Below are 13,806 nucleotides of genomic sequence, written 5' to 3' on the forward strand. Positions count from 1 at the left end.
TGGCTTTTTCCGGAAAAAAGTTTATAAAAACCAGGATATTTCTTTCACAGAACCGGATATATTTTTAAAAATCAGTCTGCCTGTTTTTTTCTCTGTATTCTTTGGGAGACTGGTGCATTCTTTTACGAAAAGCCCCACTGAAATGACTGACGCTTCCATAGTGGAGATACTCGGCAATCTCCTGAATTTGACGGTCAGAATATTTTAACAGGTTGCAGGCAGCCTCTGTCTTTACATTGGCAATGTATTCGGTAATGGAAATCCCTTCGTGTTTTTTAAACAGCTTTTGCAAATATTCTTTGGAAATTCCAGACGCTTCTGCCAGTTCCTGAATGGAAATTCTGCCAAACCGCTTTGTGAGAATATTCTTTTTCGCCTCCTCCACATGAAAATTGACAGCGCTCTCCTTCTTGTGAGCAGCTACCAGACGTGCAAAATAAAGCTGACTTTCCCGGCGCAGACGATTCATTTCAAATATGGTTTTACATTCAGACAGTTTTTTCAGATAAATGTCATTGTTGATAAAGCCTTCCGCAGAGCTTAGTCCTCCTTCAATGGCGGCTCTGGCTGCCAGAGAAATACTGATAACAGCCATATACTCCTCATTTTTCTTCAAATCCTCTATGAGTACGGGATGGGATGGAGTATGATACAATTCCCTGTTTTTCAGATACTCCACATCCCCGGCTTTGATGTGGTCATATAAAACCTGCTCTTCTATATAAGTGTGGTTTTTCTGAAAGGCATCCAGTTGGCGCAGTTCTTCGTTGACAATCAGATTGCGGTTTTCTTTGTCTTTGGTCTGAAACATTTTCCCGTCCAGAAGCTGCATACTCTCCTCTTCCGATAAGGCCTTTCCCATGAAAAATCCCAGTATTGCACACAAATCCTCTAACTGGCAGGGAGGACATTCCCGTACCCTGCGGCTCCGGATAAAATTTCTGCCTTGAAAGTTGTCCGTCTTCCCATAGGAAAAAGGCCCCAGGATAAAATATTCCTCCTCTCCTTTGCAGCCGCACAGGGCAATGGGGACATGGGTATCATAGGGCAGAAAATACACGGATTCCTGGTGCAGACATTCTTTCAATTCATCAAATTTTTCCTGTTCAAAAGACTCCGGCTGCTCCAAAACGGCAGGGAAACTTTCCTGCAAATCCCAGGTCTGGTTGTACACAGCCACCGGGATTCTGCTGAGGCGGAACAGGAGTTTTATGGTATTCTTTTCGTACATGAGAGGACTCCTTTTGGGTTCATTGCCATCAGTATATCATAAAAGTGCCCGGGAGTATCATTTCTCCAGGACACTTTTCCACATTTTCACGCTTAATTCTGTTTCATTTCCAACACGACAGCCTGATACCCTTCCAGAATCAGCTCTTTCCCCTCCAGTTTTATGTCCGGATAGTTATTGAGCAGTATGTTCTCCACTTCTTCAGGCAGGGTCACGCTCTGTCTCTCTCTCTGAAAGTTTCCAATAACCAGCACGTCTTTGTCTGCCTTTCTGTGGTAAGCCATAAGATTATGCCGTTCCTCTTCAAAGGGAATCACGTCTCCGTACACAAAAGTTTCCTTATATTCCGGAGTTTTTCTTAAAGCAGTCATCTTTTTATAAAAGGCAAGCACGGAGTTTTCGTCTGTTTCCTGGGCAGCTACGTTAATTTTGGTATAGTTGGGATTGACCATAAGCCACGGTATACCTGTGGTAAATCCTGCATTTTTTTCATCGTTCCACTGCACCGGAGTTCTGGCATTGTCCCGGTTGTAAAGGGAAACGATTTTCAAGGCCTCCTCTTTGGTATATCCTGCATCCAGACATACCTGATACTGATCAAGGGCACTGATGTCGTCTATTTTTTCAATGGGAATCACACCCAGGTTCTCCATACCGATTTCCTGTCCCTGATAAATAAAAGGCAATCCTCTCATAAAGAAATACAGCGCAGCCAGCATCTTCTTGCTTTCGTCGCACAAATCGCCTTCCGGAATATAATAGCTTACCCCACGGGGTTCATCATGATTCTCAATAATATTAGAATAAAAGCCCACGTCTCCTATTTTTTTCTGGGAATGAAAATAACACTGTTTGTACGCGTCCGGAGTAATACGCTCATTGGCATACCAGCCTTTATCATTCTTGCCCCAGGAAGTTGTGGCAAAATCAAAAATAGAGGAAAAATATCCATTGTCTCCGATAAAATCAGGAAGTTCTTCTTCTTTTTCGTTAAATACCTCTCCTACGGCAAAAGAATCGTGGGGTTGAAAGGTACGTCTGTTCATTTCTCCCAGAAATTCCCCCACCCCTTTTGCATCTGCCAACATGAGGGACATATCGCTTAAACCATCAGCACGGTCAGAAGGATAGTCCTGATAGGGCAGTTTTTTCTTAATATTGATAATGGCGTCAATGCGGAATCCCCCCAGTCCCTTATCCAGCCACCAGTTAATATTTTTGTAGACTTCTTCCCGAACCTCCGGATTCTCCCAATTCAAATCCGGCTGTTTTTTGTGGAATGCATGCAGATACTGCTTATCCTCATGTCCCGGCAGGGGTTCCCACACGGAACCGCCGAAATAGCTTCTCCAGTTGCAGGGACGTTCTCCCTCTTTGCGGTCTTCTATGTAGAAAAAGTTTCCGTACTTGCCTTCCGGGTCTTCGCAGGCTTTTTCAAACCACTCGTGTTCATCGGAACAGTGATTTACCACAAGGTCCATTAAAATATACATATCTCGTTTTTTTGCTTCTGCAATCAGGCATTCCATATCTTCCAGTGTGCCAAAAGCCGGGTCGATATTATAATAATCCGAAATATCATATCCCTGGTCTGCAAATGGAGAAGGATACATGGGAGAAATCCATATAATATCCACTCCTAAATCTTTTAAGTAATCCAGCTTGCTGATGATTCCGGGAATGTCTCCGACTCCGTCTCCATTGGAATCATAAAAGCTCTTTGGATAAATCTGATACGCTACTTTATCATGCCACCATTTCTTTGTCATAATCAATACCTCCGTCGTTTGCGTATGTTCTTTATGAGTTCTATTATAATGTGCAGAGACACAAAAATCTTACGAATATTTGATTCAAAACTACGATATTATGACTTTTTATCCACATAATGCTTTCGATACTGAAGAGGTGTAAGTCCGGTGTCCTTCTTGAATTCCCGAAGAAAATTCCCCAGATTGTAAAAGCCGCAGTCCAGACAAATCTCCATAACTGCCATGTCCGTGGTCTGCAAAAGAATAATGGCCTGCTTAATCCGATATGCATTCAGGTAAGATATCGGGGACTTTCCCAGCGCTTTTTTGAAAAAGCGGCAAAAATACTGTTCGTTCATGTTGGCCTGCTGCGCCAAATCCCGGATATAGATTTTCTCCTGATAATGGGAACGGATAAAATCCAAAGCGGACTTAATAATTTCCACCCGGTAATCGTCCTCCTTTTCCGGTTCCGTCAACAGGGAATACGACGAAAACACAGCCAGCATATTCAGCAGTCCGGCACGAATAAAAAGCTGAGAGGACAAATTATCCGTAACGGTCTGCCCCTCTTCCGAAAGGAAAGAACCAGTCTCATGAAAAATGCGCAGAATCTCCATGTACTCCTGCCGCACTCTGGCAAAAGCAGGCGACGCCCCAGCCAGATATCTTGGAAGGCGGATACCTCCTTTGGACAAAGGCTGCAGCAGCCGGGTCTGTGCCATATCATAATGTTCGAAGCTGAGAATCCTGGGATGAAAAAGGACCGCAGACTCCAGCCCCTGTGTCAAAGGCTCAATGGAATGCAGTTCGCCGGGATTGATAAAGTAAAAGCATTCTTCCTGAATCCGAAAAGTCTCCATATTAATACGAAGCAGAAACTCTCCCTTTCCAAAATAAAGAATTTCGATTTCATCATGCCAATGGTGTTTTACCCCCTTCCAGGAACAGGTTTCCTCCACCTCGTAAAGCCCGCAGGGAAAGACGGCTGTTCCATGGTCTTTCTGCTCTTTCAACCTGGAAGTATCTGCCATCATATGGTTTTCTCCTGCTTGTGATGGAACATGGCAAGAAAAACTGCCAAAAGTCCGATACAGCTTACCCATACAGCATTTGCCCCCATATGCAGTGTGAGATAGCTTCCCACGGCAGCGCCTATAATAAAGAAAACAATCACATTATAATACTGCAGACTGTTTTTCAGACATTGAGCGTCTCTGTTTTTTAAATAGCGGTAGAGATTTTCCGTAGCGCTTCGCAAATTTCCGGTACACATGGTGGTGGCATAAGAATTGCCGTTCATTTTGCGGAATGCTTCCACCTGCAGAGCACAGACAAAGGAAACCATAACATTAACCAGGGTATCCGTTTTCCCCAGCGGCAGAAAACCTGCAAGAATCAGGCAGAACAATTCTACCAGGACTACCAGCTGTCTCCAGTGTATGCTTTCTTTCCATTTAAACAGGGATTGAATCATTTCACAGACGAAAATTCCCAGGACAAAGGCCAGTATGGGAAGCACATAATAAAAAGCTTTGCCCCAGTTCTGATTGGTTAGATGAACACCCAGAAGCACAATATTTCCCGTCTGGGCATTGGCAAAAACGTGACCGCGGCAGATATAGGTATAGGCATCCAGAAATCCACCTACTACAGCCAGCAAGATTCCCAGCAGGTGCGTTTCGGACATTTGTTTCGTTTGTTTCATGGAAAAAGCCTCCTTTGTTTCTGTAATTGCTGTTTTGTCTTTAAAAGGATAGCACAGAAAACAAAAAGGGACAAGGCAAATGCTTGACAAAGAGAAATATAGGGTCTATACTAGATTCATACAAAAGCAACTAACGCGGGATGGAGCAGTCTGGAAGCTCGTCGGGCTCATAACCCGAAGGTCACAGGTTCAAATCCTGTTCCCGCTATTGAAGAAAAAGCCATTGACCAGGAAAGTCAAGGGCTTTTTCTTTTTTGTTTCCGTATTTTTTGTCACGCTGTCTTTTTTCTCTCATATAATACACTATATTCTTCTGCGGAAAAGGAGTTTTTCCATGCTGTCCATACCTTTATGTAAACTAAAAAAAGACCAGTGTGCCATAGTAGAAGGAATTTCCTGTCCTTCGGAACATCAGATGGAAAAGTCAGAAATCATCCGGCGCTTTCTGGATTTGGGTTTCTGCCAGGGTACACCTGTAAAGTGTATCAACACAGGTATTTTCAACAATCCTCATGCTTATCAGATACGGGGAAGTGTGATTGCCATACGCAACGAAGATGCCCAGATGATTTTGGTTCATGCTGCTGACCCTTCCCAAACTATGTAAATGGAGGTGGTTATTTTGTATCTTCATTCAGAACCAGTCTCTTCTTGTACCATTGCTCTGGCAGGAAATCCCAATGTGGGAAAAAGTACGATTTTCAATGGCCTTACCGGTATGCACCAGCATACTGGAAACTGGTCCGGAAAAACCGTTTCTCTGGCAACCGGACACTGTGCTGTGGGAAAACATCTCTATACTTTCACAGACCTTCCCGGCTGTTATTCTCTTCATGCCTGCTCTGAGGAAGAACGCCTGGCTGGTGCCTGTCTCAGAGAAACTGCACCGGATGGGGTGCTTGTTATTTGTGATGCCGTATGTCTGGAACGCAATCTAAACCTTGTGCTGCAAATTCTTTCTGTGACTGCCAATGTTATTTTATGTATTAATCTCATGGATCAGGCAGCCAAAAAAGGCATACATATTTCCTGCAGCACACTGGAAAAAGAACTGCACATTCCTGTCATCGGTATTACGGCCCGCCGAAAACGGGAGATTCGGCGTTTAAAACAATTTCTGGATGCCTGTATGTTTCAAAAAGCAATCGTTCCTCCCATGCTTAAGAAGCTTTCCGAGGATCCCATACCCCGGGCCGAGATGGCCTCAGAACTGTACCAGAAAGCCGTCCGACTGGAAAAACCGGATACCCGCTCTTTTGATGGTACTTTAGATTACCTCTTTACGGGAAAATACACCGGCATTTTCTGTATGCTGCTGCTTCTTCTGTGTATTTTCTGGATAACGCTTCTGGGCGCCAATTACATTTCTTCCCGGCTTCACAATCTGCTGTTCCGTCTGGAGCCTTGGCTGTATGAGCAGTTTTCTCTCCTTCTCCCGGAAAAATTATGTCAACTGCTCATTCAGGGCTGCTACCGGGTAACTGCCTGGGTTGTCAGTGTCATGCTGCCCCCAATGGCTTTGTTTTTTCCTCTGTTTACGCTTTTGGAAGATTTCGGCTACCTGCCCCGGGCTGCTTTTAATATGGACTGCTGTTTTTCCCGCTGCAAGGCCTGCGGCAAACAGGCTCTTACCATGCTTATGGGCTTTGGCTGCAACGCTGTAGGCGTAACCGGCTGCAGAATCGTGGATTCTCCCAGAGAACGTCTCATTGCCATTTTGACAAACAGCTTTGTTCCCTGCAATGGACGCTTTCCCACCATTTTGGTGGTTCTGGTTCTTTTCTTTACCACCAAAAAAGCGACATGTCCGCTGCTTCATACCCTCTGGCTTGCCCTGCTGCTGACCTGTGTCATTCTCTTTGGTGTACTGATGACTTTTTTCTCTTCCTGGCTTCTTTCCAAAACCGTTTTAAAGGGAGTTCCTTCTTCTTTCGTTTTGGAACTGCCGCCCTACCGCAAACCGCAGATTTGTTCCGTGCTGCTGCACTCCGTTGTCCATCGGACACTGCTGGTACTCACAAGAGCAGTTACCGCTGCCATTCCTGCCGGACTACTTATCTGGCTTATGGCAAATACCATGGCAGGAGGCCAAACGCTTCTGACCCGAATATCTGCATGTTTAGACCCTTTTGCCCGGCTTTTGGGTCTGGACGGCACCATTTTACTGGCTTTTATTCTGGGAATACCTGCAAATGAAATCGTGATTCCCATTATCATTATGGCCTACACCTCCCAGTCCTCCCTGGTGGATTTTAAAAATCTTTCCACTTTGCACACTCTTCTTCTGGAACAGGGATGGACGCTTTCTACAGCCGTATCCATGCTGATTTTTTCGGTTCTTCACTGGCCCTGTGCAACCACACTTCTTACCATAAAAAAAGAAACCCACAGCTGGAAATGGACAGCGCTGGCCTTTTTGCTGCCCACCTGCATGGGATTTCTGTTGTGTTTTCTTGTCACTTGTATGTTCTACGGATTCTCCTGCGTGTACTCTTTCGGTGGCTGATTCACCAGATAGATTCCCGCACAGACCAGTACCAGGGCAGTGAGAATCTGCCACCCTTTGGTCTGGCTTTCTTCCCGAAGAATCAGAGTGGATAAAAGCACGCCAAACACCGGATTGGTGAAACCAAAAATAGCAATTTTAGACACTGGATGATACTTCAGAAGAATTCCCCAGAGGGAAAACGCAACCGAAGAAACCAAAGCCAGATAAACCAGCACGGCAATTCCCGGCAACGTCACGTTTGCAATTTGGCCGCCCAGAAAAAAACCGCCTGTCACCATCACCAGACCTCCTGCCATGAACTGCCAGCCGCTTAAAGTCACAGGGTCTTCCTCTTTGGAATAAATTTTCAGCAAGCTGGAGGAAAAAGCGTAGGCCACCACAGAAATCAGCAGAAATCCTTCTCCGTCCAGCCGGAAACTCATGCCAATGTCTTCTCCGTTTAAATTCACCAACACTACACCTGCAAATCCTATGATACAGGCCGTAATTTTTCTCCCGGTCAGCTTCTCCTGATGAAACAACAGGCTGGCAACTAAAATAGCGACAAAGGTGTTTGACGCAATGATAATCGAACCTTTTACTCCGGAAGTATGAGCCAGGCCCAGATAGAAAAAGATATACTGCAAAACCGTCTGGAAAACAGACAGTTTTAACACCAGCGGAATAGAGGCCTTCTTTGGAAGCAGCACTTTCTTCTGTAATAAACTGCCGAAAAGCAGGGCCAGAAATCCCGCCAGGAAAAACCGGATTCCTGCAAACAGAATCTGTGAAGCCGGGTCATCTCCCGTAATGGCAAAAAGACGGTATCCTGACTTTACCGCCGGAAAAGCGCTGCCCCAGAGGGCGTTGCAGAGAATGGCAAGAAAACACACAATAAAAGGCTTCTGCAAAAGGTGTGGGGGTTGTGATTGTTTTTTCATAGCAGCTTTTCTTCCATCTTTTTGATTTCCTCATCCAGCACATTATAATGCTCCCGAATAGCCTTAATGCCTTCCTGCACGTCTTTTTTCCGCAGGTTTTCATAAACCCGTCTGTGGCAATCTCTCAGCTTTTCCCACTCTGCCTGTCCAGCCCGGGCAGAAGCTTTACTGATAACCCGCTCAAACATATCGGACAGCGCGTCATTTAAAATGCCCAACAGATTATTTCCGGAAATTTTTATCAGTTCATCGTGAAAATTCTTATCCTTTTTGGGCCGTTCCTCAGGGGAACAACACTCCAGTTCCTCCAAAAAATAGGCCAAACGTTCCAATTCCTCCTCTTTCGCCTGCCTGGACGCCAGCAGATATGCTCCAATTTCAACGAAACGGCGAAGCTGGCTGATTTCTATATAATTGCTCTGCTGCGTTACCAACAGAATGGAGAACACACTGCCAAGGCTGTTTCCCACATGATTTACCAGGAAGTTTCCCTGTCCGTGCCTGCTTTCGATAATTCCCATATTTTCCAGACAACGCAAAGCTTCTCTGACGGAATTTCTGCTTAGTCCGAGAGTGGACATCAGTTCCCTTTCTGACGGAATTTTGCTTCCAAACTCTACCTCTCCGCTTTCTGCCAGGTTTTTAATATGTTCAATAACCAGATGGTATACCTTTTCTGTGTCCTGTGTCTTTTCTGTTTTTTTTTCATCTCCTTTATTTTTCATCTGTCAAACCTCTGCTTTTCAAATAACTGTATATCAGCTCCACCGTTCTCTCTGTTCCCAGTACGCCTGCATTGATGCACAAATCATAATGATTCATGCAGCCCCAGACCTGACCTGTATAATATTTGTGAAACTCTGCTCTTTCCTCTTCTGCCTTTTGTATTTTAGCTTTTGCCTTGTGAACGGAAATCCCTTCATGGCTGGTGACCCATTCCAGCTTTGCTTCCATATCCGCATAAATAAACAGCCTGACACAATTTTCTTCTTCCTGAAAAATATAATTTCCACATCTTCCAATCAACACACAGGATTCCTGACCGCAAAGTTCCCGAATCCTGCGAAAAGGGATTCTTCCCGCCCGGCTTTCTCCCTGGTTCATGGCAATGGCATACAGCAGGCTGTTGACCGGCTGTTCCTCATAGAAAGAACGCACTTCCTCGTAATCTTCTTTTCCTTTGGCAATTTCCATTAATTCATCCTTACCATAAAAAGGAATGCCCAGCCGCTTTGCCAGTTCCTGTCCGATTTTCTTGCCTCCACTGCCATACTGTCTGGCAATGGTAATCACTAATTTTTCCATGAAACTGCCTCCTTACATAAATCCTGCAAATACAGATGCACCAATTACTGTCAAAAGTCCCGCTACTGCAATAGCAAGACTGCTCATAGCTCCCTCCACAGGACCCATTTCCATAGCTTTCGCAGTGCCTATGGCATGGGATGCAGTTCCAAGAGCCAGTCCCTTGGCTATGGGTTCCTGAATGTGAAACACTTTACACACAAGTTCAGCTATCACATTTCCCAGAATGCCGGTGATAATAATAACTGCCACGGTAATGGTTACAATGCCTCCCAGTTCCTCTGAAATTCCCATCCCAATGGCTGTTGTAATGGATTTGGGAAGCAGGGTTACATACTGCTCATGGCTCAGTCCGAAAAGCTTCGCCAGCACCAGCACACTTACCAGACTGGCAAGAACACCGGAAACAATGCCTGCTGCCACCGCTTTAAAATTTTTCTTTAAAAGTGACATCTGTTCGTAAAGGGGAACGGCCAAACACACCGTAGCCGGAGTCAGAAGATAACTGATATATTTGGCGCTCTCATTATACTGGTCATAATCTACTTTAAAAAGTACCAGAACTGCCATGACACAGATGGTTGCAATCAGCAGAGGATTTAAAATAGCCAGTTTAAATTTTCTTCTTAAGAGCAGCCCTGCTTCGTAGGCCACCAGACTTAACACAGCACCGAAAAAAACGGAATTACTCAAAAATTCTTTCATCTTACTTCTTCCCTTTCCGAATCATAACCTGAGTCACCTGTCCTGTAACCGCCATAACAAACACGGTAGTCACAACCGTAATCACCACTACCGGAATCCACACCGGCAAAAGAGCGTCTTGGGCCTCCAACAGACCTACGCCTGCCGGAATAAACATGACAGGCATAATTTCTATAAGAAAACCCGCTGCTTCCTTCACCTGGTGAATCTTCAAAATTCCGGTTCCCAGGGCTGTCAGCATAAGCACAAGTCCGTATACGCTGGCAGGTATCGGCAGGGGAATCAGCCTGCGCAAAAGCTCTCCTAAAAAGGAGAGCAGCAAAATAACACTGAATTGTTTCAAAAACTTCATCTTTCTTTCCTCTTTTCACTGGTAGTACCAGTCTATTATAGGCATGTCCTTTGCTAAAGTCAAGAGATAGCATAAGAAAGACTGTTATTTCGGAATTTCTCCGTCTGGACAACCTTCCTTCCTTGTGTTAGCATAATTTACAGAAAGAATTTTTTTAAGGAGATTTCACTATGAATGTAAAAGAACGTTTTCTGAAATACATTTCTGTGGACACGACTTCTGACCCATCCTCAGAAACTTTTCCAAGCACCAAAAGCCAGCTGGCCTTTGCAGCAGATTTAGAAGCAGAAATGAAAGAAATGGGACTTGCAGAGGTGTCCCTGGACCAGTACGGTTATGTTTTCGGCACCATTCCCTCCACCATTCCCGACTATCAGGGAAAAATTCTGGGCTTTATCGCCCACATGGATACCTCCAGCGCAGCCTCCGGCGCCAATATTTCTCCGCGTCTTATTGAAAATTATGACGGAAAGGACATTGTGCTTCACACTGAGAAAAATATTATTATGCGTACAAAGGATTTTTCCAATCTCAGTCAGTATCAGGGACAGGATTTAATTGTGACGGACGGTCTGACCCTCTTAGGCGGGGACGATAAAGCGGGAATCGCCGAAATTCTCACAGCCGCTGAATACCTGCTGGCTCACCCGGAAATTCCCCACGGTCCCATTCGTATCGGTTTCACGCCGGACGAGGAAATAGGCCAGGGAACAGACCACTTTGATGTAGAAAGATTCGGTGCGGATTTTGCGTATACGATGGACGGCGGCGAATGCGGCGAACTGGAATACGAAAACTTCAACGCAGCCAGCGCTTTTGTTACATTTCATGGCGTCAGTATTCATCCCGGCTCTGCCAAGAACAAAATGATAAATGCCGTTCTTCTGGCCATGGAATTTCAGCGTATGATGCCTGAAAACCAGAAGCCTGAGTATACCCAGGACAGAGAAGGTTTCATTCACCTGGACGGCATTGAAGGTTCTGTGGAAAAAACTGTTTCCGAATACATTATCCGTGACCACGATATGGAATTGTTCCGGGAGAAAAAGCAATTTATGGAACGGACGGCAGCTTATATGAATGAGAAGTACGGAAAAGGTACTGTGGAACTGAAGCTTGAGGATTCTTACTTTAATATGAAGCAGCAGATTGAGCCGCATATGAATCTCATTGAGAATGTGCTGACTGTTTATGAGAAGCTGGATATCCGGCCCCAGGTACTTCCTATCCGGGGCGGTACAGACGGCGCACAGCTTTCCTTTAAGGGACTTCCCTGCCCGAACCTGGGCACCGGCGACCATAACTGCCATGGGCACTTTGAGTTTGTGTGTGTGCAGGCCATGGAGAAGTGCGTGGATGTGATTGTGGAATTGGCGAAGATGTGTGTGTAAAAGGTATCGGATTTGTGAATTTCCTACATCAGAGTAATTCATGGCATCGCCCTGAATTACTCTGATTCCATCTAAATTCATAGTTTCAAACCTGTCTGGGGTACCGGGGTCTCCATCGTGTCTAATCAAGCGCCAGTGTTAATTCTCTTGCACTCCAAAATTCCAATCCATTTTCACGCATATTCTTAATATCTTCAAATCGCTTATATTCTTTTGCAATTAATTTGCTCATGAAATCCCCAATACACTCTATTCTAAATTATAGTTCAATCTTAAATTTTCCTCTGCTCCACAACCACATAGGCGTATGTATATCGATTGGTACATATTCCGTATCTTTAAGTATTGCCTTCCATCTATCTGCAACAAGCATCTGTACATTTGGCAGTGCCGCCTCTTCCAATGTAATGATACCCAATTTTTGTACTCGCCTGTATTACATGAGTATCCGGAGCTACGGTAATATTTTCCCGGTCATGGAATTTTGTGTCCGTATACTGTTCCATAACATAAAGCCAATAATTATTAATTTTATTTCCACCAAGGTATGGAAACATTTTCTTATGCTGCTGAATATATGCTTTAATTTCAGCTACGCTGTCATCCATCCTCTTGAAAAAATTTCTGATATCCCCCTCAAACTCTTCATAAAATGTTTTGCAAAGTGTTCTCCATATGACAGGCTGTTTATTTGGCTGCGATGCAACTTTATATGCAGTAAGCAATTCTTTCAGTGTAACATCCGACATTTCCATAACTTTTTGGCAATCATATACCTCAGGAGCATCCTTATACATTTTATTCGCACATTCCCACAAAATATAAGAATTTCGCTGATAATTCAGAGCCATAGGGAGCGTAAAGTACAAATAATTTTCTTTAGAACCTCTATCTAATGCCGGATTTTCATGTTCAGGCATTTTCTCACCCCCAAGCAATCCTTGATTATATGCACTCATCAAGTCATATACTCTTATTAAGATTTTTGTTTTATCTTCCATACAATTTCCTGTCTCCTAAATTTTGTTGCTCTTTCGCCAAATAATAGACTTACGCCAAAAGATACTTCTTCACTGCTAACTGCCTGCCCCCTGAGTATATCAATTCCCCCATATCCACTCTGTGTAAACAGAAACACACATCTATTTTATTTCCAAAATTGTAGAAACCTTTGATTTATTGGGCTTTTCTCATAAGCAGAGCGACTATTTCAACTTGTTCATCATTGTCCAAACTCATATTTCCACCAATATCTTAAAAATCTCTTTTTTATCCATCATTTATATAAATATACTTTTAAGTTCAATTCTTACCTTTTTTCTTCACTGTACTGTGAATATTTTTAATGTTTTCCAAATATTCTTCTTCAACTGGCGACAAGTTCTGTACCTGATATTTCCGATATTCTTCTGTTGCTTTTTCAATTGCCTGTGCATGACTAATCGTTCCCGCTCCTTGCAACACTTTTTCACCTGTTGTTTTTAAAACATTATCAAAGTGTTCCACATAATCTGACATATACATGGGATTGTGGCGCATAGCTTGAATCTCCGCGAAATCAAAATATCCCGATACAATATTATTTAGTATCTTTAACTCTTCATCATTAAGATAATTTCTGTCGATACATGACCTTTTCAGATGAACGAATATCACGAATACGATCGAGCAATTCCTTCCAGTAATTCCCACCACCGTTTTCTTTCAAACGCTCATCATCCATGGTAAAACCTTTAATCATATACTCCTTCAGTCGTTCTGTCGCCCAACGCCGGAAATTAGTTGCAATTTTGGATTTTACACGATAGCCCAGAGTATTATCAAGCACACTATAACAAACTTATTTTTCATCTTTAAGGCATAATAAAAGAGGTCTTGGAATAAAGGAATCTGACGTATTTTCCATCAGATTGTTTTATCCTGAGGCCTCTTGT

General features: G+C 43.8%; 13 protein-coding genes, 1 tRNA gene and 1 pseudogene. 4 read left to right on the forward strand and 11 right to left on the reverse strand.

The window, feature by feature from the left end; genetic code table 11:
* Window positions 1–64: 64 nt before the first annotated feature.
* The 4 genes from WBS51_RS09530 to WBS51_RS09545 form a co-directional block, all read right to left on the reverse strand.
* Window positions 65–1,231, reverse strand: coding sequence for a helix-turn-helix transcriptional regulator (locus WBS51_RS09530; protein ID WP_294462488.1), 1,167 nt, complete (start codon window positions 1,229–1,231; stop codon window positions 65–67).
* Window positions 1,232–1,323: 92 nt separating this feature from the next.
* Window positions 1,324–3,000: an alpha-glucosidase gene (locus WBS51_RS09535; protein WP_294462485.1), complete on the reverse strand. Its 1,677-nt coding sequence runs from the start codon at window positions 2,998–3,000 to the stop codon at window positions 1,324–1,326.
* Window positions 3,001–3,098: 98 nt separating this feature from the next.
* Entirely contained in the window at window positions 3,099–4,019 is a 921-nt protein-coding gene (locus WBS51_RS09540) for an AraC family transcriptional regulator (RefSeq protein WP_294462483.1), read from the reverse strand.
* Window positions 4,016–4,690 (reverse strand): YoaK family protein, encoded by a 675-nt coding sequence (locus tag WBS51_RS09545; RefSeq protein ID WP_173750051.1) that lies wholly within the window; start codon window positions 4,688–4,690, stop codon window positions 4,016–4,018. Before WBS51_RS09545 ends, WBS51_RS09540 begins: the two co-directional genes overlap by 4 nt.
* Window positions 4,691–4,824: 134 nt before the next feature.
* On the opposite strand from WBS51_RS09545, the gene WBS51_RS09550 reads away from it, so the two are divergent.
* The 3 genes from WBS51_RS09550 to feoB all read left to right on the forward strand — a co-directional run bounded on the left by WBS51_RS09550 (window position 4,825) and on the right by feoB (window position 7,196).
* Window positions 4,825–4,898 (forward strand) — tRNA-Met (locus WBS51_RS09550).
* Window positions 4,899–5,024: 126 nt separating this feature from the next.
* Window positions 5,025–5,297 (forward strand): FeoA family protein, encoded by a 273-nt coding sequence (locus WBS51_RS09555; RefSeq protein ID WP_294462476.1) that lies wholly within the window; start codon window positions 5,025–5,027, stop codon window positions 5,295–5,297.
* A gap of 6 nt (window positions 5,298–5,303) precedes the next feature.
* The gene (feoB, locus tag WBS51_RS09560; protein WP_370779620.1) at window positions 5,304–7,196 is read left to right on the forward strand and encodes a ferrous iron transporter B; all 1,893 of its coding nucleotides are present in this window, start codon (window positions 5,304–5,306) and stop codon (window positions 7,194–7,196) included.
* Here the strand turns inward: feoB and WBS51_RS09565 are convergent.
* The 5 genes from WBS51_RS09565 to WBS51_RS09585 are packed head-to-tail and all read right to left on the reverse strand — an operon-like array spanning window position 7,160 to window position 10,481.
* Window positions 7,160–8,119 (reverse strand): DMT family transporter, encoded by a 960-nt coding sequence (locus WBS51_RS09565; protein ID WP_173750054.1) that lies wholly within the window; start codon window positions 8,117–8,119, stop codon window positions 7,160–7,162. The genes feoB and WBS51_RS09565 overlap by 37 nt on opposite strands.
* Window positions 8,116–8,844 carry a FadR/GntR family transcriptional regulator gene (locus WBS51_RS09570; protein ID WP_173750055.1) on the reverse strand — a complete coding sequence of 243 codons (729 nt, stop codon included), beginning with the start codon at window positions 8,842–8,844 and terminating at the stop codon, window positions 8,116–8,118. The genes WBS51_RS09565 and WBS51_RS09570 overlap by 4 nt, the downstream gene beginning before the upstream one ends.
* Window positions 8,834–9,424, reverse strand: coding sequence for a cytidylate kinase-like family protein (locus tag WBS51_RS09575; RefSeq protein WP_173750056.1), 591 nt, complete (start codon window positions 9,422–9,424; stop codon window positions 8,834–8,836). The genes WBS51_RS09570 and WBS51_RS09575 overlap by 11 nt, the downstream gene beginning before the upstream one ends.
* Before the next feature lie 12 nt (window positions 9,425–9,436).
* Window positions 9,437–10,129: an LrgB family protein gene (locus WBS51_RS09580; protein ID WP_291682669.1), complete on the reverse strand. Its 693-nt coding sequence runs from the start codon at window positions 10,127–10,129 to the stop codon at window positions 9,437–9,439.
* Window position 10,130: 1 nt separating this feature from the next.
* Entirely contained in the window at window positions 10,131–10,481 is a 351-nt protein-coding gene (locus tag WBS51_RS09585; protein WP_173750058.1) for a CidA/LrgA family protein, read from the reverse strand.
* A 170-nt stretch (window positions 10,482–10,651) separates the two neighbouring features.
* On the opposite strand from WBS51_RS09585, the gene pepT reads away from it, so the two are divergent.
* Entirely contained in the window at window positions 10,652–11,872 is a 1,221-nt protein-coding gene (pepT, locus tag WBS51_RS09590; RefSeq protein ID WP_294462463.1) for a peptidase T, read from the forward strand.
* 356 nt (window positions 11,873–12,228) lie between these two features.
* Here the strand turns inward: pepT and WBS51_RS09595 are convergent, their stop codons facing one another.
* Window positions 12,229–12,873 carry a hypothetical protein gene (locus WBS51_RS09595; RefSeq protein ID WP_294462459.1) on the reverse strand — a complete coding sequence of 215 codons (645 nt, stop codon included), beginning with the start codon at window positions 12,871–12,873 and terminating at the stop codon, window positions 12,229–12,231.
* Between the two features lie 301 nt (window positions 12,874–13,174).
* Window positions 13,175–13,688, reverse strand: a pseudogene (gene rhuM, locus WBS51_RS09600) (RhuM family protein); the annotation flags it as partial.
* Window positions 13,689–13,806 lie beyond the last annotated feature (118 nt).

The organism is Blautia acetica (assembly GCF_038739805.1).
Taxonomy (GTDB): Bacteria; Bacillota; Clostridia; order Lachnospirales; family Lachnospiraceae; genus Blautia.

Coding starts and splice junctions, on each gene's coding strand:
- WBS51_RS09530 (WP_294462488.1), bottom strand. CDS start 1,231: ATGTACGAAAAGAATACCATAAAACTCCTGTTCCGCCTCAGCAGAATC.
- WBS51_RS09535 (WP_294462485.1), bottom strand. CDS start 3,000: ATGACAAAGAAATGGTGGCATGATAAAGTAGCGTATCAGATTTATCCA.
- WBS51_RS09540 (WP_294462483.1), bottom strand. CDS start 4,019: ATGATGGCAGATACTTCCAGGTTGAAAGAGCAGAAAGACCATGGAACA.
- WBS51_RS09545 (WP_173750051.1), bottom strand. CDS start 4,690: ATGAAACAAACGAAACAAATGTCCGAAACGCACCTGCTGGGAATCTTG.
- WBS51_RS09555 (WP_294462476.1), top strand. CDS start 5,025: ATGCTGTCCATACCTTTATGTAAACTAAAAAAAGACCAGTGTGCCATA.
- WBS51_RS09565 (WP_173750054.1), bottom strand. CDS start 8,119: ATGAAAAAACAATCACAACCCCCACACCTTTTGCAGAAGCCTTTTATT.
- WBS51_RS09570 (WP_173750055.1), bottom strand. CDS start 8,844: ATGAAAAATAAAGGAGATGAAAAAAAAACAGAAAAGACACAGGACACA.
- WBS51_RS09575 (WP_173750056.1), bottom strand. CDS start 9,424: ATGGAAAAATTAGTGATTACCATTGCCAGACAGTATGGCAGTGGAGGC.
- WBS51_RS09580 (WP_291682669.1), bottom strand. CDS start 10,129: ATGAAAGAATTTTTGAGTAATTCCGTTTTTTTCGGTGCTGTGTTAAGT.
- WBS51_RS09585 (WP_173750058.1), bottom strand. CDS start 10,481: ATGAAGTTTTTGAAACAATTCAGTGTTATTTTGCTGCTCTCCTTTTTA.
- pepT (WP_294462463.1), top strand. CDS start 10,652: ATGAATGTAAAAGAACGTTTTCTGAAATACATTTCTGTGGACACGACT.
- WBS51_RS09595 (WP_294462459.1), bottom strand. CDS start 12,873: ATGGAAGATAAAACAAAAATCTTAATAAGAGTATATGACTTGATGAGT.